Source organism: Cupriavidus sp. UYPR2.512 (assembly GCF_000379565.1).
GTDB lineage: Bacteria > Pseudomonadota > Gammaproteobacteria > Burkholderiales > Burkholderiaceae > Cupriavidus.
This window is the reverse complement of the sequence record NZ_KB903180.1, coordinates 1-22,498: the sequence shown is the minus strand read 5'-3', so window position 1 is coordinate 22,498 and position 22,498 is coordinate 1. Positions and strand designations below refer to the sequence as shown.

The 22,498-nt window shown below is 67.4% G+C and carries 24 protein-coding genes and 1 pseudogene; 9 read left to right on the top strand and 16 right to left on the bottom strand.

What is annotated here, in order from left to right:
- The 3 genes from A3A5_RS0132350 to A3A5_RS0132340 form a co-directional block, all read right to left on the bottom strand.
- A partial coding sequence (locus tag A3A5_RS0132350) for a PLP-dependent cysteine synthase family protein (RefSeq protein ID WP_018314592.1) occupies positions 1-398 on the bottom strand: 398 nt, incomplete at its 3' end.
- Positions 399-516: 118 nt separating this feature from the next.
- Positions 517-1,134, bottom strand: coding sequence for a DUF938 domain-containing protein (locus A3A5_RS0132345; RefSeq protein ID WP_018314591.1), 618 nt, complete (start codon positions 1,132-1,134; stop codon positions 517-519).
- A gap of 158 nt (positions 1,135-1,292) precedes the next feature.
- Positions 1,293-3,278 carry a PhoX family phosphatase gene (locus A3A5_RS0132340; RefSeq protein WP_018314590.1) on the bottom strand — a complete coding sequence of 662 codons (1,986 nt, stop codon included), beginning with the start codon at positions 3,276-3,278 and terminating at the stop codon, positions 1,293-1,295.
- Positions 3,279-3,565: 287 nt separating this feature from the next.
- Here A3A5_RS0132340 and A3A5_RS0132335 point away from each other — a divergent pair, with 287 nt between their 5' ends.
- Together A3A5_RS0132335 and A3A5_RS0132330 are read left to right on the top strand one after the other, a co-directional pair.
- The gene (locus A3A5_RS0132335; RefSeq protein WP_018314589.1) at positions 3,566-4,183 is read left to right on the top strand and encodes a YigZ family protein; all 618 of its coding nucleotides are present in this window, start codon (positions 3,566-3,568) and stop codon (positions 4,181-4,183) included.
- Entirely contained in the window at positions 4,176-4,490 is a 315-nt protein-coding gene (locus A3A5_RS0132330) for a 2Fe-2S iron-sulfur cluster-binding protein (RefSeq protein ID WP_018314588.1), read from the top strand. The genes A3A5_RS0132335 and A3A5_RS0132330 overlap by 8 nt, the downstream gene beginning before the upstream one ends.
- Before the next feature lie 4 nt (positions 4,491-4,494).
- On the opposite strand, the gene A3A5_RS0132325 is transcribed toward A3A5_RS0132330, so the two are convergent.
- From A3A5_RS0132325 to A3A5_RS0132315, 3 genes are all read right to left on the bottom strand, one after another.
- Positions 4,495-4,881 carry a type II toxin-antitoxin system VapC family toxin gene (locus A3A5_RS0132325; protein WP_018314587.1) on the bottom strand — a complete coding sequence of 129 codons (387 nt, stop codon included), beginning with the start codon at positions 4,879-4,881 and terminating at the stop codon, positions 4,495-4,497.
- On the bottom strand, positions 4,878-5,123 hold the full coding sequence (locus A3A5_RS0132320) for a type II toxin-antitoxin system Phd/YefM family antitoxin (protein ID WP_018314586.1): 246 nt from the start codon (positions 5,121-5,123) through the stop codon (positions 4,878-4,880). Before A3A5_RS0132320 ends, A3A5_RS0132325 begins: the two co-directional genes overlap by 4 nt.
- 68 nt (positions 5,124-5,191) lie before the next feature.
- A complete protein-coding gene (locus A3A5_RS0132315) occupies positions 5,192-6,292 on the bottom strand; it encodes a PHB depolymerase family esterase (protein WP_018314585.1) in 1,101 nt (366 codons plus the stop codon).
- 131 nt (positions 6,293-6,423) lie between these two features.
- Between A3A5_RS0132315 and A3A5_RS0132310 the strand changes: the two genes are divergently transcribed.
- Complete coding sequence (locus tag A3A5_RS0132310) at positions 6,424-6,624, top strand: DUF3606 domain-containing protein (protein ID WP_018314584.1); 201 nt, start codon at positions 6,424-6,426, stop codon at positions 6,622-6,624.
- A gap of 332 nt (positions 6,625-6,956) precedes the next feature.
- Positions 6,957-7,706 (top strand): carbonic anhydrase, encoded by a 750-nt coding sequence (locus tag A3A5_RS0132305; RefSeq protein ID WP_018314583.1) that lies wholly within the window; start codon positions 6,957-6,959, stop codon positions 7,704-7,706.
- A gap of 96 nt (positions 7,707-7,802) precedes the next feature.
- On the opposite strand, the gene A3A5_RS0132300 is transcribed toward A3A5_RS0132305, so the two are convergent.
- The 7 genes from A3A5_RS0132300 to czcI all read right to left on the bottom strand — a co-directional run bounded on the left by A3A5_RS0132300 (position 7,803) and on the right by czcI (position 16,419).
- Complete coding sequence (locus tag A3A5_RS0132300; RefSeq protein ID WP_018314582.1) at positions 7,803-8,558, bottom strand: sulfite exporter TauE/SafE family protein; 756 nt, start codon at positions 8,556-8,558, stop codon at positions 7,803-7,805.
- Between the two features lie 11 nt (positions 8,559-8,569).
- Positions 8,570-8,926, bottom strand: coding sequence for an antibiotic biosynthesis monooxygenase (locus A3A5_RS0132295; protein WP_018314581.1), 357 nt, complete (start codon positions 8,924-8,926; stop codon positions 8,570-8,572).
- Positions 8,927-8,951: 25 nt separating this feature from the next.
- On the bottom strand, positions 8,952-10,082 hold the full coding sequence (locus A3A5_RS0132290; RefSeq protein ID WP_018314580.1) for a cytochrome P450: 1,131 nt from the start codon (positions 10,080-10,082) through the stop codon (positions 8,952-8,954).
- Positions 10,083-10,201: 119 nt separating this feature from the next.
- A complete protein-coding gene (locus A3A5_RS0132285; protein WP_018314579.1) occupies positions 10,202-13,378 on the bottom strand; it encodes a CusA/CzcA family heavy metal efflux RND transporter in 3,177 nt (1,058 codons plus the stop codon).
- A 13-nt stretch (positions 13,379-13,391) separates the two neighbouring features.
- The gene (locus A3A5_RS0132280; protein ID WP_026201353.1) at positions 13,392-14,660 is read right to left on the bottom strand and encodes an efflux RND transporter periplasmic adaptor subunit; all 1,269 of its coding nucleotides are present in this window, start codon (positions 14,658-14,660) and stop codon (positions 13,392-13,394) included.
- A 16-nt stretch (positions 14,661-14,676) separates the two neighbouring features.
- Positions 14,677-15,948 carry a TolC family protein gene (locus A3A5_RS0132275; protein ID WP_026201352.1) on the bottom strand — a complete coding sequence of 424 codons (1,272 nt, stop codon included), beginning with the start codon at positions 15,946-15,948 and terminating at the stop codon, positions 14,677-14,679.
- A gap of 96 nt (positions 15,949-16,044) precedes the next feature.
- Entirely contained in the window at positions 16,045-16,419 is a 375-nt protein-coding gene (gene czcI / locus A3A5_RS0132270) for a cation efflux protein, CzcI family (RefSeq protein ID WP_018314576.1), read from the bottom strand.
- 286 nt (positions 16,420-16,705) lie between these two features.
- Here czcI and A3A5_RS0132265 point away from each other — a divergent pair, with 286 nt between their 5' ends.
- Entirely contained in the window at positions 16,706-17,050 is a 345-nt protein-coding gene (locus A3A5_RS0132265) for a hypothetical protein (RefSeq protein ID WP_018314575.1), read from the top strand.
- A 54-nt stretch (positions 17,051-17,104) separates the two neighbouring features.
- On the opposite strand, the pseudogene A3A5_RS39670 reads toward A3A5_RS0132265, so the two are convergent.
- The 3 genes and pseudogenes from A3A5_RS39670 to A3A5_RS0132250 all read right to left on the bottom strand — a co-directional run.
- Positions 17,105-17,328: pseudogene (locus A3A5_RS39670) on the bottom strand (type II toxin-antitoxin system YhaV family toxin); the annotation flags it as partial.
- An 83-nt stretch (positions 17,329-17,411) separates the two neighbouring features.
- Positions 17,412-17,618 (bottom strand): zf-HC2 domain-containing protein, encoded by a 207-nt coding sequence (locus A3A5_RS0132255; RefSeq protein ID WP_018314574.1) that lies wholly within the window; start codon positions 17,616-17,618, stop codon positions 17,412-17,414.
- Between the two features lie 41 nt (positions 17,619-17,659).
- Positions 17,660-18,253, bottom strand: a complete 594-nt coding sequence (locus tag A3A5_RS0132250; protein WP_018314573.1) for a sigma-70 family RNA polymerase sigma factor — start codon at positions 18,251-18,253, stop codon at positions 17,660-17,662.
- Positions 18,254-18,637: 384 nt separating this feature from the next.
- Here A3A5_RS0132250 and A3A5_RS45205 point away from each other — a divergent pair, with 384 nt between their 5' ends.
- From A3A5_RS45205 to A3A5_RS0132230, 4 genes are all read left to right on the top strand, one after another.
- The gene (locus A3A5_RS45205) at positions 18,638-18,808 is read left to right on the top strand and encodes a helix-turn-helix transcriptional regulator (protein WP_232431511.1); all 171 of its coding nucleotides are present in this window, start codon (positions 18,638-18,640) and stop codon (positions 18,806-18,808) included.
- Between the two features lie 167 nt (positions 18,809-18,975).
- Entirely contained in the window at positions 18,976-19,953 is a 978-nt protein-coding gene (locus A3A5_RS0132240; protein WP_026201350.1) for an NAD(P)-dependent oxidoreductase, read from the top strand.
- 350 nt (positions 19,954-20,303) lie between these two features.
- Positions 20,304-20,873, top strand: coding sequence for an alpha/beta hydrolase (locus A3A5_RS0132235; RefSeq protein WP_018314570.1), 570 nt, complete (start codon positions 20,304-20,306; stop codon positions 20,871-20,873).
- A 64-nt stretch (positions 20,874-20,937) separates the two neighbouring features.
- Positions 20,938-22,101, top strand: coding sequence for a porin (locus A3A5_RS0132230; RefSeq protein ID WP_018314569.1), 1,164 nt, complete (start codon positions 20,938-20,940; stop codon positions 22,099-22,101).
- Positions 22,102-22,498 lie beyond the last annotated feature (397 nt).

Here is a 22,498-nt window from a genome sequence, read left to right as displayed (position 1 = left end):
GCGGCGACCAGTTCTTCGGCGCGCGCGATCGAGCCTTTCATGCCCTTCTCGCGCGGGGTCAGGTCGAAGGTGGCGCCATAAGCCAGCATCAGGCGGCGGCGTTCCACCGACATGCTGTCCGGCATCACCAGCACCAGCTTGTAGCCCTTGACCGCGGCCACCATGGCCAGGCCGATGCCGGTATTGCCCGAGGTCGGCTCGATGATGGTGCCGCCGGGCTTGAGCACGCCGCGGCGTTCGGCGTCTTCCACCATCGACAGCGCGATGCGGTCTTTGATCGAGGCGCCGGGATTGCTGCGCTCTGACTTGATCCAGACCTCATGGCCGTTGCCGAATAGCCGGTTGATGCGGATATGCGGGGTATTGCCGATCGTCTGCAGGATATTCTGGACCTTCATCGTGTTCTCCGTGGCGGGCGCGGTGCGGCAAGCCTGGAAGGCTCCCGGCACCGCAGGATCGAATGACGGAAAGATTCTAGTGCAAGGCACCGGCCGCGGCTGAGGCGCCGGCTGCCGCTTACTTGCGGAACACCAGGCTGAAGTTGTTGGCCGGCATCGGCACCGGCTCGTCGCAGCGCATGCCCTGCGCCTCGCCCAGCGCGATCACGGCTTCCATGTCGCGCACGCCCCAGTCGGCATCGGTGGCACGCAGCTGCGCGTCGAAGGCCGCATTGCTGGGCGCCGTATGCGCGCCGCCGCGGCGATAGGGGCCGTACAGGAACAGCACGCCGCCCGGGCCCAGCAGCTTGCCGGCGCCTGCGAAGAGCGCCTCTGCTGCGGCCCACGGGGCGATATGGATCATGTTGATGCAAACCACCGCATCCGCGGCGTCGATGCTCCACGGCTGGCGGCAGACATCCAGCGCCAGCGGCGCGCGCACATTGGCCAGGCCCGCATGCGCGGTCCACGCGGCGATCGACGCGCGCGCGGCGGCTTCCGGATCGCTTGGCTGCCAGGTCAGTCCCGGCAACGCTGCGGCGAAATGCACGGCATGCTGGCCGGTGCCGCTGGCAATTTCCAGTACCGTGCCGCTGGCGGGCAGCACATTGCGCAGCACCGCAAGGATCGGTTCGCGGTTGCGCTCGGTGGCGGGCGCCATGCGGCGTGCGTCGGGGTCTTGGGTCGAGCCGGTCATGATGGCATGCTCAGCGGGGGAAAGGGCTTAGCGTAGCAGAATCGGCGCGCGGGAGGGACCGCGTGGCGGCCCCACCACCCCTCAACCAGACATACACGGGAACGCATGCAAACGGCGGGCCGAAGCCCGCCGCCCTCATTCCCGCACTACCGTACGCTTCAAGCCTTGGCCAGCTTGACGCCGGTCGGGTCGCCCGTCAGGTACCCCACAGCGGCACCGAAGCGGTCCTTGTAGTTGGCCATCACCTTCGCTTCCAGCGCCGACCGGACCTTGTCGTGCAGCGGCGACTCCCAGTCGCCAACGTGCTGGAAGTTGCTCATCACGTAGGTCCAGCCGTTGATCTCGTCCACCGCATGCAGCCCCGTGGATTCCGCGCCGACCGGGCACGACAGCACGCGGCTGAGCACCTTGGTGTCGACGTTGTATGCCCACAGGAAGTTGTTGACGTGGGTGTTGCTGTCCTCGCCGACAAACAGCGTGCGCAGCTTTTCCGAGAACTTCAGGTTGTCGGGCGTGGCGACCTTGTCCGGGTTGGCAAAGTTGCCCAGCGCATCCTGCTGCTTCATCTTGCCGCCGCCCAGGTCTTCGCTGATCAGCGCCGGCACCGCCGCCATGTCGACCGGCACCCATTCGCTGCTGATGGCCGTGCCGGTCTTGTCGGCCTGGCCGCCCTTCAGGTTCAGCTCATAGACCGCGCCGGAGTACGGGCCTTCCACCTGGATGTCACCGGCGTTGGCGGCATTGCCCGCGAGCATGCTCGACTCGATGCGCGACATCGCCGAATAGGCCTTCTTGTCCTTGATGTTGACCGTGGTGCCTTCCATCTTGGTAAAGCCCAGGCTGCCGCCGACCAGCGCGGCGTAGCGGTGCGTTTCCAGGAACGCCGCGGCCTTTTCCATGCCCGGCATCAGCTTCACCCAGTTCTGCTTGCCGCTGTAGAGGATGCGGGTATAGCTGACATCAGCCGGATCGGCTGTCTTCACGTCCATGATGTCGGCCAGCTTGATGCCGCCGTCGACAAGGGTACGGATTTCGGCGCTGGTGGCGCTGCCCAGCTTGATCCACGACAGCGTGGCACTGCCGGGACCCGCGCCCGAGGTCTGGTGCCACTTGGCCACGTACAGCGTGCCGGACGACAGGTCGCGGGCGCGGTCGGCGATAAACAGGAACAGGCCGCCGTTGGTGGCATCGTCGCCCATCAGCACGGTGCGCTCGTCGGGCATGACCTGCACCAGTTCGTGCGAGATGCGGCCCAGGCAGTAGTGCTTCTTGATGGTGCCGGTGCCGTCCGGGTTGACCGTGACTTCGGGCAGGTGGCCGTAGTTATAGGCATTGGCCTTGGCCGGGTCACCGTACAGGTTCTGGCTGTAGCCCTGCAGCTGCTTGACCGCGTTGGCGTCCATCTGGTCGGTCTCGTACTCTTCGCTCGACAGGTGGGTGTTCCAAGGCGACAGGCTGGCGCCGCAGGTGATCCACAGGCCGTTGACGCCGGAGGTGTCGACATTGTGGTACTTCACCGGGGTCAGCTTGCCGGTGGCCGGATCCTGGTCCAGCGTCACCACGGCAATGGGCGACGGCAGCAGGCCGTACATGCTGACATTGCCCTGGTTGCGCGTGGTGTACTCGAACTGCACCACCGCAAACACGGTCTTGCCCTTGACGCCGGGCACGGTCGGGTTGGCCAGGGTCAGCAGCGAGCTGCCGTCCGGCGCATCAGAGAAGAACTGGCGTTCCTTGCCGGCCACGGAGGTGTCCATGATCGGCTTGTTGTTGATGTCGTAGTAGCCGCCGGCCAGGATGGTGCCACCCTTGCCGTCGGGCAGGGTGTCGCCGGTGATGAAGAACGGCTGGTAGGCCAGCTTGTAGGTCTGGCTGCTGCCGTCGCTGAACGACACCTTGAGGCTGGAGCCCACCGTGGTGGTCGCCATCGCGTCCGGCGTGGCCAGCGTCGGCGCGCTCATGCCAACGAACTCGGCAGTGGTGAACGTGGCGGCCTGGGCCGGCGGAAGGGGCGCGGCGACAGCGTCGTCGCCACCGCCGCAACCTGCCAGCAGGCTGGTGGAGGCAAGGCCAAGCGGCAGCATCGGCGCGCCGGCCAGGAGCTTCAGGGCCTTGCGGCGGCCAGCATTGGGTTGTTCAAGCATGTTCTCGATCCGGGGAAGAGGAAGGGATATGTTGTTCACTGCGTATTTGCGCCGGTCCCGCGGGCGGGACCGGGCACCTGTTGGCACAGGCGGGCGGCATTGCGCATGGCCTGGGCGGATCGTAGGCGCCGTTTGTGACAGCAAGTTGACGATACGACGCAAAGGCGGTGCTTTCGGCCTGCTCCCGGATGCCGCTGCGGTACACTCGCCCTTTGCATCCGCGGCTCCACAGGCGCGGATCCGTTGAATGCCGGCAGCCTCCGTTTCTGCCCCTTCCGCCCTTCCGCTTGCCCACTTACACGCTAGCCAACCCCGTCCAGGCCGAGATCGAAATCCGCAAGAGCCGCTTCCTGGCGCTGGCGCTGCCCGTTGCCGACCGGGAAGCCGCCATGGCGGCGCTGCAGGCGCTGCGCGCCGAGCACCCCACCGCCACCCACGTGTGCTGGGCATTGCTGGCCGGCGGCGCCTCGGGCATGTCCGACGATGGCGAGCCCTCCGGCACCGCCGGCCGGCCCATTCTGGAGGTGCTGCGCCACCATGACCTGGACGGCGTGCTGGCGGCGGTGGTGCGCTATTACGGTGGCGTCAAACTGGGGGCGGGCGGGTTGGTGCGCGCTTACACCGATGCCATCGCGGCCGCGCTGAAAACGGCCGAGCGCGTGGAACGCATCGCCTACGGCACCCTGACGGTGTCCGTCGACTATGCCGACGAGCCGCGTGTGCGCCGCTGGCTCGACTACGAAGCGCAGCCGGGCTGCACGCTGGCCGGCACCGACTATGGCGCACTGGCCACGCTGGTCCTGCGCATGCCCGCAACCCAGCTCAACGTGGCGCGCGATGCCCTGCGCGATGCAACCCACGGACGCGCCCAATTCCCGGAAGCGGAGGATGAGGCCCATGGCTGAACGCGAGCCGGTGGCGCCGGACGACCGCGCGGAATTCACCGCAAGCGTGCTGCCAGGCAATACCCGCTTTGCCGCGCCGGCGGGGCTGAGCCTGCTGGAAGCTGCATTGCTCGAAGGCGTGGCGCTGCCCAACTCCTGCCGCAACGGCACCTGCCGCGCCTGCGCCAGCCGGCTGCATGCGGGAACGATCCGCTATCGGATCGAATGGCCGGGGTTGAGTCTGGATGAGAGGGAAGAGGGGCTGATCTTGCCGTGTGTGGCTTGTCCGGCCAGTGATGTGGTGATCGAGCCGGTAAGTCTCGGATAGGCGTTCAGATCAGGCGGACAGGCCCGGGGTACTGGGCAACGAGCTGGTCGGATGTCAGCAGCGTAATGCCCTCGACAGTGGCCTGGGCCACCAGGAGCCGGTCAAAGGGATCCTTGTGAATCGGAGGAAGGCAATTTATCGCCACCGCGTGTTCACTGCCGATCGGCAGCTCGCTGTAGCCGTTGTCGATCAAGCCTCTGCGCAACACTCGGGCATCGACATGAAAGTCCGCGCGGCCGAGCCCCTGCTTGATCGCGACCTCCCACAAACTGGCCGCGCTGAAATAAGGCTTTGTGTCCTCGTTACCCAGTATCGACTGTGCGACGGGCGACAGGCGCGCAGGCGTCAAGGCCGCCCATAGTAAGAGGTGGGTATCGAGCAAGACTTTCATGACTCGCCGCCAAACATGGCTTCAATCTCACGCTGGCCCATGCGATCAAAGTCATCGGGCACCTGACCCTGGCCGGCCATGAACCCCAGCCGCTTGACCTGGTTTGCTTCCGGCGCATTCAACGCAATGACCTTCACCAGTGGCTTGCCTGCCTTGGCAATCACAAATGGCTCGCCCTTGGCCGCCTGGTCAACCAGCCGGGAGAGATGCGTCTTCGCGTCGTGGATGTTGACGGTTTGCATGGCATGGCTCACTAAACTAAGTTTAGTTAGTCTAGTCCTGCCATAGCTTCGAAGCAATAGCCGTTTTTCTAAACTCCGACCGCCAGAAAAAACCGCAACGCCAGCTTCAGCCCATCCGGCCCCGCCGGATCGGAGAATGCCTGGCCGCCTGCTCCGCCGCTCCAGGCGTGACCCAGGCCCTCGATCCGCACCAGGCGCAGGTAAGGCGACTTTCCCTCCATCCAGTCGGACACCTCCATGGCACGGCGCATGCCGCGCTGGATGCGCCGTGCCGGCACCGCGGACAGCGCGTGCGCATCCTCCGGCTGCAGGTGCATCCACAGGCCCGCCGCGGCAGTGGCGTTGCTGAAATCGACCACGTGGTCGGCATCGCCATGCAGCAATAGCAACGGCGGCGGGCGGCGCCCTGCCAGCCCGAACCGCAGCGCCTGCATGGCCCTGGTATCGGGCCCGCGCCCCCCGCGCATGGCGCGCGCTGCCTGGGCGGCATTGCTGGCGCTCCAGGGCACCGCGCCGGAGTGCGATCCCACTGCGGCAAAGCGTTCCGGGTAGCGCAGCCCCAGCATCAGCGCCATCGCGCCGCCCGCGGACAGCCCCAGCACGCTGATGCGGTCCGCGGCGACCGGATGGCGGCGGCAAGCCTGGTCGATCAGCGCCATCAGCAGCCCGGCTTCAACGCCGCCCTGCGCGGCGGGCCGGAACCAGTTCCAGCAGCGCTGCGCGTTGGCCTGCGAGGTCTGTTCAGGCAGCAACACCACCCAGCCGGCTTCACGCGCCACGGCGGCGGCGCGCGTGACCGCGGCAAAGCTGGCGGCGTCCTGGCCGCAGCCATGCAGCAGCACCCGCATCGGGGCGCGCCGCGACGCCGTGACGCCAGCCGGCACGAAGATGCGGTAGCGGCGCGGTGCCAGTGGCGCGCCGCCCCATGCGCCTTCTTCCCAGCGTCCGCTGCCGCGGCTTTGCGGCGCCTGCACCGGCGATACCACGCCCGACAGTGCGCGCTGCGTGGCGGCCGTGACTGCAGCCGATTGCTTCACCGCGTTGCGCACGATGGCCTCGGTCATCGGCCTGGTCAGGTTCTGGTTGACGGCGCGCTGCATGCGGCGCGCATTGCGGGCCGCGGCCTTGTTCAGCGTGGACCAGAGTTTTGCACCGGATGAGCGGGGCATGCGCGTCCTGTCGGCTTGGGTAACCCGTACATCATATGCGCTGGCTCAGGCCACCTTGCATGCAACGCGTGCCGGATGACTGCCTACAATGCAAGGGCCGTGTCATCCCGAGACATGGACAGGAGGCAAGCATGAGCGATGTGACAAGCGAGTTCAGGCCCCTGGATCCGGGCCGCATCAACCTGATGGATCCGCTTGAAGTGCAGTACTGGTGCCGGGAGCTGGGCTGCAGCACCAGCGACCTGGAGAACGCCGTCGATGCCGCGGGCGACCATATCTCCGCGGTGCGCGCGCAACTGGAGTCGAACCAGGCCGGCGCGCGGCCTGGCTGAAATCCCGAGACAAACGGTGGCAGGCAGGCATTCCCGGCTGAGCCGGGAATGCCTGTGGCGCCCTGCGCCTTCAGCGTGCCACGTGAGATGTCGGCGGGCGCTGTGTCCGTTCCATGACGGCATGCGCGGCACGCATCAATCGCATGCGTGCATGCAGTCCATACCCTTGTTAAACGCAGTGCAGACCGGAATTCAGTAATGCCTTATTCGCTGGACGACCGTTTTGCTGCATGATTTTCCGGCCCGGGCAAAGACCCGGCACTCAAGACTGGGACAGCCTGATAACACCACGTCGGAAAACAAGGGGTTTCCAACACAAGGACGCATCGACAATGAACGCCAAGCTGCCGATTATCACGGTTTGCACCGCCTTGCTTGCACCTGCCGCGTGGGCCGGCAATGACCCGCACTGGAGCTATACCGGACCGACCGGCACCAGCCACTGGGCCAGGCTCGACCAGGACTACAAGACCTGTGCGCTGGGCAAGCACCAGTCGCCCATCGATATCCGCACCGGCAAGGCCCAACCCGCAGACCTGAAGCCGATCGGCTTTGGCTACGCCGCCGCGCCCGCCACCGTGGTCAACAACGGCCACACCGTACAGGTCAACCTGCCCGCCGCGGGGCAGATCGAACTCGACGGTGTGCCCTACAAGCTGCTGCAGTTCCACTTCCATACGCCCAGCGAAGAGAAGATCAACGGCAAGACCTATCCGCTGGTCGCGCACCTGGTGCACCAGAATGCAGAAGGCAAGCTGGCGGTGGTGGCGGTGCTGTTCAAGTCCGGGCGGGAGAATGCGGCGCTGAAGCCCGTCTTCGCGAGCCTGCCGGCCAGGGCCGGAGAGTCGCGCGAGCTGACGGCGCCGCTGGATGTGGCGGCGTTGCTGCCGGCCCGGCAGTCGTACTGGGCCTTCACCGGCTCGCTGACCACGCCGCCGTGCAGCGAGGACGTGCGCTGGCAGGTGCTGAAGACCCCGGTGGAAGTGTCGCCGGCGCAGTTGGCGGCATTCCGCCGGCTTTATCCGATGAACGCCCGCCCGGTACAGCCGCTGAACGGCCGCACGGTGCAGGCCAGCCGCTGAAGGACGGCGCTCCGGTAGAAGTTCCAATCGGGCGTCAATGTCCGACTGTGTGCTTCCTCTTCCGCGCGCGGGAGAGGGAGCAAGCCAGCGCCAGGGTCAGGACAGCCCGCGCAGCGCCAGTTCGCCGCCCAGCACCAGCAGCCCGCAGAAGAACAGCTTGCGGAAGCGCCCGGCGCTGATCCGGTGGCGCAGCCACTGGCCCAGGAACATGCCGCCGAGCGCCGGCGCCAGCGCCAGAGCCGAGGCGCTCAACACCGGCAAATGCAGCAGCGACCCGCCCATGGCCAGGCTCACCGCCAGCGCGATGGTCGATACCGTGAACGACAGCCCGAGCGCCTGCACCAGGCGTTCCTGGTCCAGCCCGAGTCCCTGCAGGTAAGGCACGGCGGGAATCACGAACACACCAGTCACCGCCGTAATGCCGCCCGTGACCAGCCCGATCAACGGCCCCAGCCACCGCTGCGCCCCTGCCGGCACCACCAGCCTCACCGCTGCCAGCCCGGCCACCGCGTACAGCACCAGCGCCAGACCCAAGGCCGAGGTCGCGTGCGTCATCATGCCGGCCGGCACCCATGCCGCGCACAGCCAGGTGCCGGCGCAGATCGCCACCAGCATCGGCCACAGCCGCTGCATCAGTTGCCCGAAGCGCGGGCCGCTGAACAGCTGCACCACGTTGGTCACCATCGACGGCGCCACCAGCAGCGCCGCCGCCTGCGCGGGCGGCATCACCAGCCCCAGCATGCCCACCGCAACCGTGGGCAAGCCCAGGCCCACCACCCCTTTGACGAAACCTGCCAGCAAGAACGTCAGGCCGATAAAGGCGGCCTGGGTGCCGATCGCGTCCATGGTCATCGCTGCCCCCTTCAGCCCGCCTTTTGGTCATGCACCGCGCGGCTGTCCGCCGGCGCCTGGTCGCGCTCATTCAGCCCGTAGTCGCGCAGCACCTGCGCCACGCGCAGCCGGTAGCCGGCAAACACGCCGCCACGACCGGCCGCCTGCGCCTGGCGATGCGCCAGCGTATTGCGCCAGGCGATTACCGCGGCCTCGTCGCGGAAGAACGACAGCGACAACAGCTTGTTGGGGTTGGTCAGGCTCTGGAAGCGCTCCACCGAGATAAAGCCGTCGATGGCCTCAAGCTGCGAGCGCAGGTGCGCGGCGATGTCGAGGTAGTTGTCCTGCCGGCCCGGCGCGGGCTCGACTTCGAAGATGACTGCGATCATGTTGTCTCCTGGGGCAATGGCGGGATCAAAGGAAATGCGGAATGCGCGCGTTCAGCGACGGACGATAGCGGAATGCCTGCGCCAGCGCGGCCGGATCGGCACCACGCGCACGCAGCGCCGCCACCGTGGCAGCAGCCAGCGCCTGCGCCAGGCGGTCGCCGGGACAGGCATGGCGGCCGTGGCCGAAGGTCCATGGCCGCTCGCCGGCTGCGGCACCACTGCACGACGCCGCGGCCAGCAGCACCAGCACCGCATCGCCGGCCTTGACGGCGTGGCCGCATAGTTGCGCATCGGCGGCCAGGAAGCGGCGCGTATTCTGCACCGGCGGATCCTCGCGGGCGACCCGCGCCACCACCGCATCGAGCGGCAGCCCTGACTGCGGCGTGTCGCGGCCCAGCCGCAGCAGCGTATTCCCGGCCAGCGCCGCGGTGGCTTCGCAGGCCTGCACCAGCAGGCCGATGATGTTGGCGGCGACAGCCCGCGCGTCGATGCCGGCGGCGCGAGCGGCCTGCCGCAGCGCCGACAGCCGATCGTCGGCGGGTGCCGCATCGGCAAGCCAGGCGCCCAGCCATTGCGCGGCCTGCGCGCCTGCGTCCACGGCTTGCGCACTGGCCAGCGGCGACTGCGCGGCGGCGAACGCCGCGACATATTGCGCAACCTGCGCCGCCCTGCCCCCATCGCCGGCGACGGGCAGCCCGAGCAGATCGGCAACCGTCACCACGGGCAGCGCGAAGAGCCAGCGGTTGACGCATTCGCCGCACAGGGCGGCTCGAGATGCCGCACCGGCATCGAACACCTTCGCCATCGCGGCAACATGCTGCGCCGCCGTGGCCGGAGCGATGTCCGCGAGCATCGGGATCAGCAGCGCCTTGAGCGGTACGTGCGCGGCGCCGTCGTTCATGCGGATCAGCCGGCCGAACAGGTCGCCGGCGGCGGTGCCGGCCAGCGCGGGCGGCACTGGCTGCGCGGGCGGACGCACGCGGCAGTCGGGGTGGGCCAGCACGGCCGCCACTTCACGCTGCCCGGCGGCAACCCACAGGCCCAGGCGCTCATCCCGGAAGAATGGCCGGCTGGTGGCCAGTTCCCGGTAGTAGGGGTAGGGGTCGGGATGGGTGACGGCGCTGAGCGGGTCGATCCCGGTATTGGTATGGGGCATGGCAGCACATGGAGATGCGGAACATGCTGCCAGTTTGCCGCGTACGCGAAGCCGGACGCTTCACGGCAAGGTGAAGGATGGAATGCGCTCTGCCGTCCACCTTCCGCCCGGCCCAGCCCTCACGCATCCATCCGCACGAACTCTCCTTCATCCTGCACCGCTTCAGCCACCGGCTCATCCCTCCTGTGCGCGAGCCGATACAGCACCGGCAACACCAGCAGCGTCAACGCCGTCGACGACAAGATGCCACCAATCACCACCGTCGCCAGCGGCCGCTGTACCTCGGCACCCGTGCCAGTGGCCAGCGCCATCGGCACGAAGCCGAGCGAGGCTACCAGCGCGGTCATCAGCACCGGGCGCAGGCGCGTCAGTGCGCCGTTGCGAATGGCGTCATCCAGGCCGTGGCCATCCTCGCGCAGCGAGCGGATGAACGACAGCATCACCAGCCCGTTGAGCACCGCCACGCCGCACAGCGCGATAAAGCCCACCGCCGCCGAGATCGACAGCGGAATACCGCGCAGCCACAGCGCCAGGATGCCGCCGGTCAGCGCGAACGGGATGCCGGTGAAGACCAGCAGCCCGTCCTTGACGTTGCCGAACATGGCGAACAGCAGCACGAACACCAGCCCCAGCGCCAGCGGCACCACCACGCGCAGCCGCGCGGTGGCCGACTGCAGCTGCTCGAAGGTGCCGCCCCAGCTGGTCCAGTAGCCCGCCGGGATCTGCACGCGCGCGCGGATCGCGGCCTCGGCCTCGGGCACGAAACTGCCGATATCGCGCCCGCGCACATTGGCGCTGACCACGATGCGGCGCTTGCCGTTCTCGCGCGAGACCTGGTTGGGGCCCGGCGCGATCTCCACGCTGGCGACTTCGCTCAGGGGGATATAGCTGGTGCGCGCCGCGGCCTCCTTCGGCAGCGGCACCGGCAGGCGCCGCAGCGCCTCCACGTCCTCGCGCACGGCATCCGGCAGGCGCACCACGATATCGAAGCGCCGGTCGCCGCTGAAGAAGGTGCCAGACACCTTGCCACCGATGCCGATCGCCACCGCATCCTGGATATCGCTCAGGTTCAGGCCATAGCGCGCCGCCTTGTTGCGGTCGATCTGGACCGTCAGCATCGGCAGGCCGGTGGTCTGTTCGACCTTCACCTCGGTCGCGCCGGGGATGCCCTGCAGCACCGCCGCGACGCGACTGGCGGTCTGCTCCAGCACGGCGTTGTCGTCGCCGAACACCTTGACCGCCACATCGGAGCGCACGCCCGAGATCAGCTCGTTAAAGCGCAGCTGGATCGGTTGCGAGAACTCATAGTTGTTGCCCGGCAGCTTGCCCACCTCATCGCGTATCGCGGCGATCAGCTCGTCGCGCGTGCGGCGGGGCTCGGGCCATTGGGACACGGGCTTGAGCATGATGTAGCCGTCGGAGATATTCGGCGGCATCGGGTCGGAGGCGATCTCCGCGGTGCCGGTGCGCGCAAAGATGCGCTCGATCTCCGGGAGCCTGGCCTTCAGCGCGGTTTCCACCTGCTGCTGCATCGCCACGGATTGCGTCAGGCTGGTGCCGGGGATGCGCAATGCCTGGATCGCCAGGTCACCCTCGTTCAGGCTGGGCACGAACTCACTGCCCAGCCGCGTGGCAATGGCCAGGCACAATGCCACCGCCACGCCGGCGAACGTCAGCACCACCGGCGTCGCGGCCAGCGAGCGCTCCAGCAGCACCGCGTAGCGGCGGCGCGCCCAGGCCATCAGCCGGTTCTCGCGCTCGGCCACGCGGTTGCCGATGAACAGCGCCACCGCCGCCGGCACGAAGCTCACCGACAGCACCATCGCGCCCAGCAGCGCCAGCACCACGGTGAAAGCCATCGGGTGGAACATCTTGCCCTCCACCCCGGTCAGCGCAAAGATCGGCAGGTACACCACCATGATGATCAGTTGCCCGTACAGCAGCGGCCGGCGTGCCTCGCGCGCCGCGGCAAAGACTTCATGCAGGCGTTCGCTGGGCGTGAGGGGCCGGCCGTGGCGCTCCTGCGCATGCGCCAGCCGGCGCACGCAGTTCTCGACGATCACCACCGCGCCGTCGACGATGATGCCAAAGTCCAGCGCCCCCAGGCTCATCAGGTTGGCACTGACGCGGTAATGCACCATGCCCGTGAAGGTAAACAGCATTGACAGCGGGATCACCAGCGCGGTGATCAGCGCCGCGCGCAAATTACCCAGGAACAGGAACAGGATGGCGATCACCAGCACCGCGCCTTCCAGCAGGTTCTTCTTGACCGTGGCAATGGCCTTGTCGACCAGCGTGGTACGGTCGTACACCGTGACGGCCTTCACGCCCTTCGGCAGGGTGCGGTTGATCTCGACCATCTTGCGGTCCACCGCCTGCGAAACCGTGCGGCTGTTCTCGCCGATCAGCATGAACACGGTGCCCAGCACCACCTCGCGGCCGTTCTCGGTGGCGGCGCCGGTGCGCAGCTCGCCGCCGCTCTGCACGGTGGCCACGTCGCGCACGCGGATCGGCTGGCCCTGCGCGGTGCCGACGATCACGTCGCGGATATCGTCGAGCGAGCGCACCTGCCCCGGCACGCGCACCAGGTACTGCTCGCCGCGGCGCTCGATATAGCCGGCGCCGACGTTGTCGTTGTTCTTTTCAAGCGCGCTCGCCACGTCGGCCAGCGACAACCCGTACGACGCCATGCGCTCCAGGCTGGGCGCAACCACATAAGCGCGCGCATGGCCGCCGATGGCATTGACCTCGGTCACGCCAGGCACGTTGCGCAGCTGCGGGCGGATCACCCAGTCCTGGATCTCGCGCAGGTCCGACAGCGTATAGAGCGTGCCGTCCGGCTTGCGCGCGCCCGGGTCGGCCTCAACCGTCCACAGGTAGATCTCGCCCAGCCCGGTCGAGATCGGGCCCATCGCGGGCGTGATGCCGGCGGGCAGCTGGTCGCGCGCTTCCTGGATGCGCTGGTTGACCAGCTGGCGGGCAAAATGGATATCGGTGCCGTCGCGGAAGATCACCGTCACCTGCGACAGCCCGTAGCGCGACAGCGAGCGGGTCTGCTCCAGCCCGGGCAGGCCCGCCATCACGGTCTCGACCGGCCAGGTGATGCGCTGCTCGGTCTCCAGCGGCGAATAGCCCGGCGCGGCGGTGTTGATCTGCACCTGCACGTTGGTGATATCGGGCACCGCGTCGATCGGCAGCCGGGTGTAGCTGTACAGGCCCAGCGCGGCCATGCCCAGCACCGCCAGCAGGACCAGCCAGCGTTGCTCGATGGCAAAGCGGATCATGCGTTCAAACATGCGTGCCTCCTGCTCAGTGCTCATGCCCGGCGCTGGCTTTGCCCAGCTCGGACTTGAGGATGAAGCTGTTGGCCGCGGCGTAGCGCGCGCCGGCCTGCAGGCCCTCGGTCACCTCCACCAGCCTGCCGCCGGCGCGCCCGGTCTTGACCGGCTGCACGGCAAACCCGCCCGGCACGGCAATGAACACCACGCTCTGGCCGTCGACCTGCTGCACCGCGTCGGCCGCCACCGTCACCGGCACCTGCGCCGGCGCGCCCAGCACGCTGACCGTGACGAACAACCCCGGGCGCCACGCCATGCCGGGATTGGCCAGCGTCACGCGCGCCTTGGCGGTGCGCGTCTGCTCGCCCAGCAGCGCGCCGACGTAAGACACCTTGCCCTCGGCCTGCGTGTCCGAGACGCTCGAGCGCACCGTGACCGCTGCGCCCACGCGCACCTGGTCCAGGTCGCGCGCGGACACCACGAACTCCGCCCACACCGAACTCAGGTCGGAGACAGTGAAGACACTGGTGGCTTCCTGGACCGCTTCGCCCAGCGCCAGGTGCTTCTCGACCACGATGCCATCGAACGGGGCACGCAGCGCAAACTGGTTCAGGCTGCCGCCCTTGCCCGCGCTGTTCTCCGTGGCGCCAATCGCGGTCAGCTTCTGGCGCGCGTTCTGCACCGCGATCTGCGCTTCCTCCAGCGCCGTGCGGGCCTGCTGGTAATCCTGCTCGGCGGAGATCTTCTCCTGCCACAGCGTCTTCTCGCGCGCATAGGTGGCACGCGCCAGCGCCTCGCGCTTCTGCGCCGCCAGCAGCTCGCTGCGCTGCTCGGCCAGCGTCGTGCTGGCGAGCAGCGCCAGCACTTCGCCCTTGCGCACCTGCTGGCCAAGGTTGGCCGGCACCGCCTGCGCCACGCCCGCCACGCGTGGCACCACGTGGGCGGTGCGGTCTTCATTGAAGCGGATCTCGCCGGGGAAATCGACGCTGCTGCGCAGCGGCGCCGCGGCGGCGGCGGCGATGCCGATGCCGGCCTGCCGGATCTGCGCGGGCGTCAGCGCGATCAGGTGCGGCTTGCTTTCGGCTTCCGGTTTCGCCGCGGGGGCGCTGGCGTCGGCGTGCGCGGCCGCCTTGTCGCCTTCCTTGCCATGTGCGTGCTCGTCGCCAGGCTCGGCATGCCTGTGCCCGGCCTCGCCGGTGGCGCTACCGCCCTTGCCGGTGAACAGGATCGCCGCGCCGCCCAGCATCCCCGCGACCAGGATGGCCACCACGGCGGCCCGTTGTTGTTTGCTCATTGCCATGTCTGCAGCTTCCGTATCAGTGTCCGAGGATGCGGTCGATGCTGGCCGCGGCGTCATAGGTGCGGGCCAGCACGTCCAGGTAGCGGATGCGCGCCTGGAACAGCGTGCGCTGGGCATCCAGCACATCGAGGAAATTGAATTTGCCGGCCTCGAACCCGCGCGAGGCGGCGGCATAGGCCTGCTCCGCCGCGGGCAGCACCGAGGCCCGCAGCGTCTGCGCCGCGGCGCGCGATACCGACAGCTGCGTCGACGCCTGCCGCAGCTCACCCACCAGGCGGATGCGCGTGGCCGCGTGCGTGTCCTGCGCCTTGTCGGCCCGGCGCAATGCGGCGTAGAGGTTGCCCTGGTTGCGGTCAAAGAGCGGCAGCGGGATCGCCACGCCCAGCACGGCCATATTGCGGTTGGCCTCGTTGTCGCGCTTGGCGCCCAGGCTCACGGTCACGTCGGGGTACTGGCGGCTGCGCGCCACGGCGACTTCGGCGCGGCTGCGCTCGGCCAGGAGACGGCTTGCCGCCAGCTGCGGCGAGTCTTCCAGCGCTGCTTGCAGCGCTGCCGGCGCGGGGCGCGAGGGCAGCGCGTCAAGGTCACCCTGCGCCTGCGCAAAGTGCGGCACGGCATTGCCCCACAGCGCGGCCAGCGACTGCCGTGCGGATTGCAGCGCGCCGGTGGCCTCGGCCAGTTCGAGCTCGGCATTGGCCTGTTCGACCCTGGCGCGCGTTGCTTCCAGCGGCGCGACCTTGCCGGCGGCCACGCGCCGCCCGGCCGCCGCGGCCGCCTTGCTGGCGATACCGACCGAGCCTTCGGCCAGCTTGACGCGCTCCTGCGCCACCAGCACGCTAAAGAAGCGTGCGATCAGCGCGGCGCGCAGCTCGGCGCGTGCGCCGCCCAGCTCGGCCTGCGCCAGCTCGCGCCCGCGCTCGGCCACGCCGATGCGCGCGGCGCGCTTGCCGCCGAGTTCGATCGGCAGGTTGATCTGGCCGGTGGTGGAGCGCGTGGCCTTGCGCGTGTCTTCCATCGACACGGCCAGTTCGGGATTGGGCAGCAGGCGCGCCTGCGTGACATCGCCCTCGGTGGCGTCAAGCTCCTTGCCCGCCGCGGACAGCGTGAAGCTGCCGGCTTCGGCCAGCGCCAGCGCGGCGTCGAGCGTCAGCGTGCCGGCAGGCTCTTGCCCCAGGGCCGGCGAGGATGCCGATGGCTGCGCCATGGCAGGGGGCGGCGTCTGCGCGACGCCATGGATCGGGCTGGATAGGACGGCCGCCAGCCCAAGCGGCAGCAAAAGTCTTCGCATCGAATTGCACCAGGAAAGAAACCGGGAGAATTCGGCGAGACGCGCCTGACCTCAGGAACTCAGGGAAATCAGGAAATGGAAGTGTCGTCTCGCCGGCTAAGCGAGACGCGGCCACTGCGGACGGTCGGGCGCCCGCGCAGTGTGCGAAGAGAAGCTGGGCTGCGGCGCCGGTGGCGCCAGTTCCACCCGGCGCATGGCGTGTACGTCGGGCGCGTCGGCCCGCGCAAATGGCAGCGAAGCGATATGGCAGACGCCGCAGTCGGGATCGGGCAGGCCGAGCTTGGCCTTGTCCTGCGCCTTCTGCGCGGGCTGGTCCTGCTTGCCGCTATCGGCCTTGTGCTGGTGCTCGTGGTGCCCGAAATGGGCCTTGGCCGAAGCCGCCACCTCATGCCGGCAATACGCGGCGGCTCCCGCCCAGGCGAACTGGAGCGGCAGGACGAGCGCAAGAAGGATGAGGATGAGCCGTTGCATAAGGGAAGTGGCGGCTGCGCTGGCCGCCTGGCATCAGGCGACGGGGGGACCGCAGCGAGCCGCAAGTTTAACTGAGCCGCGCCGGCCATTCCTGCGACGGGGTCATTACATTTACGTCATGCCAAGGGTCGTCTCCGCCCTTGCGCGCAAATTCAATATTTTTGAATAACTTGTCCGGCAACTAGCCTGTTTCGGTGTCGATGGCGCTCCTATAGTTCTGTACATGAACGGCACGCACTCAACGCAAAGCCTTCTGACAAATTCAACGAGCCCAAGGAGAACCATCATGACCAAGACCACCCGCCTCGCTACCGCCCTGCTCCTGTCGCTGGCCGCCCTGGGCGCCGCGCAAGCCGCCACCGCCGCCGAACAAGTGCCCGGCGACAAGTACGGCTACAGCTTCCGCAGCACCGTGCCCGGCGACAAGTATGGTTATGAGTTCCGCAGCCATGATGTGTTCACGGAAGGCGCCCGCGTCGGCAAGGCCGATCCGTTTGTCGACGGCGCCCGCACGGTGGCCGGGCTGGAGCGCAGCGGCGTGTCGGCATCGCCGTCGCGCAGCTTCGACACCTTTACCGAAGGCAGCCGCGCTGGCGGCTTCGACCCCTACGGCGAAGGCGCGCGCGCCTGAGCGCTACCGCCACCCCGTCACTCTGCCAGCCAAAAGGCCAGCAGAAGCCAAGCCTTACGGCGCAACGCCTGCGGCGAACCGCTGCAGGCGTTGACCCTCGGCCAGCAACTGATCCCAATCGTCCGGGGGATGGCCGTTTTCCCCTTGTGGAACACCCGGTAGGCGTCGTCGCTGCTCTCATAAGCACGCCTGGTGTCCTCGTCGTTGACCCACGCGAACACGATCACCTTGCTCGGCGCGTGGTAGCGGAAGAACAGCCGGTACTGCTGGAAGAACTCTCCAGGGAGTGGCTTACTTGTGCGGTCATAGTCACTATCCACCAACGCTGGTTAGCGGATAACGCACCAGCGCTGGCCTTTCGTCATTCGTCGCGCCCCAGCCTGCGCATGGCCTCGCGCAGGGTCCGCATCTGGGCGCTGAAGCTGGTGCAGGCGTCGCAGATCGCCAGGTGGCCGCGCATGCGCAGCCGCTCGCCCCATGACAGCGGCCGGTCCAGGCCCTTCATGGTGAGGTGGTGGACCTCTTCGCAGTTCGGCAGCAGGCGGCGGGACGGGCGAGAATCTGGCATGTTGCTCAGTGACTTATCCGTAGCATGGGCGGGGGACCGGCTCAAACGGCCTTGCCGGGCCGGCCGCGCTGGCCGAACCAGTGCAGCTCCAGGCACTCGCGCAGGCGCATGCGGGCGCGATACAGCATGGCCCAGGCATTGGTCGCGCTGATCTGCAAATGCTGACAGATTTCTTCGGTGTCCAGCTCCAGCCACTCGCGCATCATGAAGATCCGGCCGGTGCGCTCCGGCAGGCGGTCCACGCAAAGCTGCAGGATTTCAAAGAACTCGCGGCGCTCAAAGGCGCGTTCCGGATCGCCCCAGTCGGACGGCGGATGCTGATAGTGGCCGTTGCGCGTGAACAGCGCGTCAAAGGCATCGTCGTCGGACTGCGGCTGGCCCTCGCTGTCCGACGACGATGCCAGCCTGACTTCGCGCCTGCCGCTGCGCAAGCTGTCGATGATCTTGTGCTTGAGGATCCCGACCAGGTAGGTGCGCAGCGCGGACTGGCCGGCAAAGCGCTCCGGGTGCTCCAGCGCAGCCAGCAGCGTCTCGGAGACGGCATCCTCGGCCACGGCCTCGTCGCGCAGCTGCAGGCGCGCAAAGCGCAGCAGGTAGGGGCGTATGGCCTGGAGTTCGGCGGGGTCGAGGCTCATCGGGAAATCGGGGCACAATTGCCTGGACGGATGCCCCATGATACCTGCCCGGGTCAGGAGGTGGTTGCGCCACCAGCTATGCGCATCGGTTGCCCGTTGGGATCCCTCAGGAATTCGTTCGCGGTGTAGCGGTGCTCCTGTTTCCTCCGCCTGTTCCTTCGATGTCAGATGATGTGTGCGCCCCGGCGTCGCTCCCACAGCTCCAGGGTGATCGCACGGGCTTGTCGTCCGTCAGCAACAACAGCGGCACTGCTGGCAGGCCCGCAAGCCCGTCGTCAAGAAAGCGTATGCCTACGGGGCGCGCTGCGCGGCGGCACGCCGATCGATCCGTCCATTGCCAAGCGGCTACTCCCGGCATTGGTGCCCAAGGCCGCGCCCGCCGAGATGAAGCTTGCACCGACGGGAAGCGCAAAGCCGCTGCTCAGCGCACGCGAGGCGCTGTCGCTGTCGCGGCTGACCATCGAGTCGCACGTCAAGAACATCTACAAGAAGCTGGCGGTCAAGACGCGCACGCAGGCCATCTTTGAAGCACGCGCATATGGCGTGCTGAACTGAGGCGCGCCCCCTTGCGCTAGCGGCTTGCAGCCCATCCGGCGCACACAACGTCCCGGACAGTCACGTCGACGTCCCGGCGTGTCAATCTGAATGCAGACCGCCTGCCTAGAATGGTCACTGTTCGACCCGGGCACGCTGCAGTGCCCTCAAACGAGAACTGGGGGACTATGGCTGGCTCTGAACGATTTCTGGTAACTGGGGCACTGGGCTGTATCGGTGCGTGGACGGTGCGCCGGCTGGTGCACGAAGGCGTACCGGTGGTCGCCTTCGATGCAGACGCTGACGTGCGGCGCCTGCGCCTGCTGATGGACGAGGCGCAACTGTCGCGCGTGGACATCGTTCGCGGCGACATCACGAACCTGAGCCTGCTCGAGGAAACACTGGATGCCCATCGCATCACGCACGTCATTCACCTTGCTGCCTTGCTCCATCCGCGCTTCAGGAGCGATCCTCCGCTTGGCGCCCGTGTCAACGTGCTGGGCGGCGTGAACCTGTTCGAGGCGGTGGCCCGCCGCGCGCAACGGATCCCGCGCATCGTGTATGCGTCATCGATCGCGGTGTACGACAAGTCCGACGCGGCGGATGACGTAGCCATCATGCACCATAGCCCCGCGCATCCAACGACCCTCTATGGTGTGTTCAAGCAGGCCGAAGAGGCCATGGCGCGGGTGTATTTCCAGGACAGGGGAGTCTCCAGCATCGGGCTTCGCCCGGCTACCGTATTTGGCGCGGGGAGAGACTATGGCCTTACGGCGGCGCCCACCCAGGCGGTCCTGGCCGCGGCGCTCGGGCGCCCGTTCCATATTCCTTATAGTGGCCGCAGCCATGTTCACTACGCCGACGACCTCGCTCGCATCTTCATCGCTTGCGCGCGTTCCGGCTATCGTGGCGCAGAGGTCTTCAATATGCGCGGGGTCGTCGCGGATATGCGCGATGTCGTGGAGACCATCGAGTCCGTGGTGCCGCGAGCGCGTGGGTCGATAACCTGCGCCGGCCCGTCGCTGGAACTTCCGGACGATTACGACGCGGCCGCGCTGGAGCAAGTGATTGGTCCCTTGCCGCGCACGCCACTGCGTGAAGCCGTGACGGAAACTCTCGCGCTCTTTCGCAGCAAGATCGCCAGCGGCGAGATCCGCGAAACCTGAGGCATGCGCTGAGGTGCTGCAGCGCGCCGCTGGCTGGCGCGCAAGGCGGCCGGCCAGCGTCCGTGCAAGCATGCTGGTCGGCCGCATGCCTGTTGGCATGCCTCTTTCCAACGCCCCTCTCGTTTTCCCGCACTGTCCCTAAATGCAACCAAATTGTCCCGCATGGTCAAGTCTTGCGGCTATCGACCCCGGATACTCAGACGTGCACGGATGGGGTTGCAAAGCACCGTGTACCAGACAGTCTGCCGGTCGTTCAGCGCATCCGCCTTGTTCAATCGTTGCGCAACCGGGCTTGATGCCTGGACGACTCGGCCACAGCCTGATCTCCTGATCGACAACATGAGATTCCGATGAGCCTTCCCCCCGACACCACCGTCCTGATGGTTCCCGGCCTGCGCGATCATATGGCCGAACACTGGCAGACCCTGCTGCAGGCCCAGTTGCCGAACGCCCGGTCCGTGCCGCCGCTGGAGCACGACAAGCTGAGCTGTGCCGCACGCGTTGCCGCGCTGGATGCCGCGCTCGCGGACATCGACGGGCCGGTGGTGCTCGTGGCGCATAGCGCCGGCGTGATGATCACCGTCCACTGGGCCGCGCAGCACCACGGAAAGATCCGCGGCGCACTGCTGGCCGCGCCGGTCGACCTTGAAACCCCGCTGCCGGCCGGGTCTCCGGACCCGGCAACCCTGGAGGAGCACGGTTGGCTGCCCATCCCCAGGGCACCGCTGCTTTTTCCCAGCATCGTCGCCGCCAGCCGCAATGATCCCCTGGCCAGGTACGAGCGCGTCGCGCAAATGGCCAGCGACTGGGGCAGCCGGCTAGTCGACCTGGGCGAGGTCGGCCACCTCAATCCCGCGGCCGGCTATGGCCCCTGGCCACGCGCCACGGCACTGTTGGAGGAACTGCTGCGCACCGGCTGACGTGCGATCCATTTCGACGGGAATACCCGCAATACAAAGCAAAGAAGAAGGAGGAGATTTGTCTATGAATGTAAAGAACCTGGCCATGGCGGCATGGCTCGCCTGTTCGGGCAGCGCCTTCGCGCAGTCGAGCGTCACGCTCTATGGCGTGCTTGACGTCAACCTGGAGTACGTCAATCATCTCGGCGTGGTCCCGGCGGCTTCGAACCAGTTCAACCGCGGCCCGTCCAACGACGTCTACCGCATGAGTTCGGGCGGCTTCTCCGGCTCCCGCTGGGGTATCCGCGGCACGGAAGACCTGGGCAGCGGCCTGAAGGCTATATTCGTACTCGAAAACGGATTCAATGTCGACACCGGCACGCTTCAGCAAGGCGGCCGCATGTTCGGCCGCCAGGCATTCGTGGGCGTGCAGAAGGCCGGCATCGGCCAGCTCAGTCTGGGCCGCCAGTATGCCTCCATGTTCGAGGCGCTGGCCAATTTCGCGCCCGCTGCTTACGCCACGCAGTATGAACCGACCGTGCTGCTGACCGGCCCGAACTTCCGCGAGGACAACACCGTCAAGTACACCGGCCAGTTCGGCCCCGTGACGGCGCTAGCGCATTATTCCTTCGGCGTGGGCCTGGCCCTGCCGCAGACGGTGGGCATCGCCACACCGGTCGGCGGCAACGGCGAAATTCCCGGCCGGGCACGCCGCGACAGCGCCTACGGCGCGGCCGTCGCCTACCAGGGCGGCCCGGTTGGTCTCACCGTCGGCTACGACCAGTGGAACCCAACCATCGGCACCGGCAGCGGCACGGCCAAGAAGGCCGTGGTGGGCGCAAGCTACACCTATGGCCCGGCCAAGCTCATGGGTGGCTACCGCTGGGGCCAGAACAAGAACGCGGCCGACGTGCTGATCCAGCGTGATGACTTCTACTGGATCGGTGCCAACTATCAGGTCACCCCTGCCGTCGGCCTGACGCTGGAATACAACTACGACAACGTCAAAAGCCTGTTCGGCGATACCCATGTCGCCAATCCCTGGCAGATTGCGTTCATTGCCAACTACGCCTTCTCCAAGCGCACTGACCTCTATCTTTCCACCGCATATGCCAAGAACGCCGGCCTGATGATGGAGTCGCTGGCAACGGTATTCGCGAACAGCCTGTCGTTGGGCAACAGCTATACGCTGGCCAACGGGCAGAGCAATATGTTCGGCGTGGCGCTGGGGATCCGTCACAAGTTCTGACGAACCTGCGGGCCCGACGGCGGCTTGCTGCCGCCGTGACCACATTTCTCATGCTCGTTTCGGCCGCGCACGGGCCTCTGTGACGGCCGTTTTTTGGATTGGCGGGGGATGGATTTTGGGCTTTGGGACTGCGGTTGGGTGGCGGGCGTGGCGGGCGTGGGCCGTTTCGCCGGCGTAGCCGGCGAGTCACTTTCTGTCCGAGCGACAGAAAGTAACCAAAGAACGCGTCGCCTATGCGGCTGGCAATCCATTACACGGCGTTGGCCGTTCCCGCGGCGGTGATTTCCGTTTTTGCTTGGGTGCCCGTTCGCCCCTGCTACGCCATGTGAGTCAGGGATAGTGCCTGCGTTAACCCACTATTGAACGATCCCCATGCAGGGCGTAGGCCGCCTGCTGC

Coding starts and splice junctions, on each gene's coding strand:
- A3A5_RS0132315 (WP_018314585.1), bottom strand. CDS start 6,292: ATGCCCCGCTCATCCGGTGCAAAACTCTGGTCCACGCTGAACAAGGCC.
- A3A5_RS0132265 (WP_018314575.1), top strand. CDS start 16,706: ATGACCAAGACCACCCGCCTCGCTACCGCCCTGCTCCTGTCGCTGGCC.
- A3A5_RS0132320 (WP_018314586.1), bottom strand. CDS start 5,123: ATGCAAACCGTCAACATCCACGACGCGAAGACGCATCTCTCCCGGCTG.
- A3A5_RS0132235 (WP_018314570.1), top strand. CDS start 20,304: ATGAGCCTTCCCCCCGACACCACCGTCCTGATGGTTCCCGGCCTGCGC.
- czcI (WP_018314576.1), bottom strand. CDS start 16,419: ATGCAACGGCTCATCCTCATCCTTCTTGCGCTCGTCCTGCCGCTCCAG.
- A3A5_RS0132290 (WP_018314580.1), bottom strand. CDS start 10,082: ATGCCCCATACCAATACCGGGATCGACCCGCTCAGCGCCGTCACCCAT.
- A3A5_RS0132230 (WP_018314569.1), top strand. CDS start 20,938: ATGAATGTAAAGAACCTGGCCATGGCGGCATGGCTCGCCTGTTCGGGC.
- A3A5_RS0132330 (WP_018314588.1), top strand. CDS start 4,176: ATGGCTGAACGCGAGCCGGTGGCGCCGGACGACCGCGCGGAATTCACC.
- A3A5_RS0132285 (WP_018314579.1), bottom strand. CDS start 13,378: ATGTTTGAACGCATGATCCGCTTTGCCATCGAGCAACGCTGGCTGGTC.
- A3A5_RS0132310 (WP_018314584.1), top strand. CDS start 6,424: ATGAGCGATGTGACAAGCGAGTTCAGGCCCCTGGATCCGGGCCGCATC.
- A3A5_RS0132305 (WP_018314583.1), top strand. CDS start 6,957: ATGAACGCCAAGCTGCCGATTATCACGGTTTGCACCGCCTTGCTTGCA.
- A3A5_RS0132240 (WP_026201350.1), top strand. CDS start 18,976: ATGGCTGGCTCTGAACGATTTCTGGTAACTGGGGCACTGGGCTGTATC.
- A3A5_RS0132275 (WP_026201352.1), bottom strand. CDS start 15,948: ATGCGAAGACTTTTGCTGCCGCTTGGGCTGGCGGCCGTCCTATCCAGC.
- A3A5_RS0132255 (WP_018314574.1), bottom strand. CDS start 17,618: ATGCCAGATTCTCGCCCGTCCCGCCGCCTGCTGCCGAACTGCGAAGAG.
- A3A5_RS0132280 (WP_026201353.1), bottom strand. CDS start 14,660: ATGGCAATGAGCAAACAACAACGGGCCGCCGTGGTGGCCATCCTGGTC.
- A3A5_RS0132325 (WP_018314587.1), bottom strand. CDS start 4,881: ATGAAAGTCTTGCTCGATACCCACCTCTTACTATGGGCGGCCTTGACG.
- A3A5_RS45205 (WP_232431511.1), top strand. CDS start 18,638: ATGAAGCTTGCACCGACGGGAAGCGCAAAGCCGCTGCTCAGCGCACGC.
- A3A5_RS0132300 (WP_018314582.1), bottom strand. CDS start 8,558: ATGACCATGGACGCGATCGGCACCCAGGCCGCCTTTATCGGCCTGACG.
- A3A5_RS0132340 (WP_018314590.1), bottom strand. CDS start 3,278: ATGCTTGAACAACCCAATGCTGGCCGCCGCAAGGCCCTGAAGCTCCTG.
- A3A5_RS0132250 (WP_018314573.1), bottom strand. CDS start 18,253: ATGAGCCTCGACCCCGCCGAACTCCAGGCCATACGCCCCTACCTGCTG.
- A3A5_RS0132345 (WP_018314591.1), bottom strand. CDS start 1,134: ATGACCGGCTCGACCCAAGACCCCGACGCACGCCGCATGGCGCCCGCC.
- A3A5_RS0132295 (WP_018314581.1), bottom strand. CDS start 8,926: ATGATCGCAGTCATCTTCGAAGTCGAGCCCGCGCCGGGCCGGCAGGAC.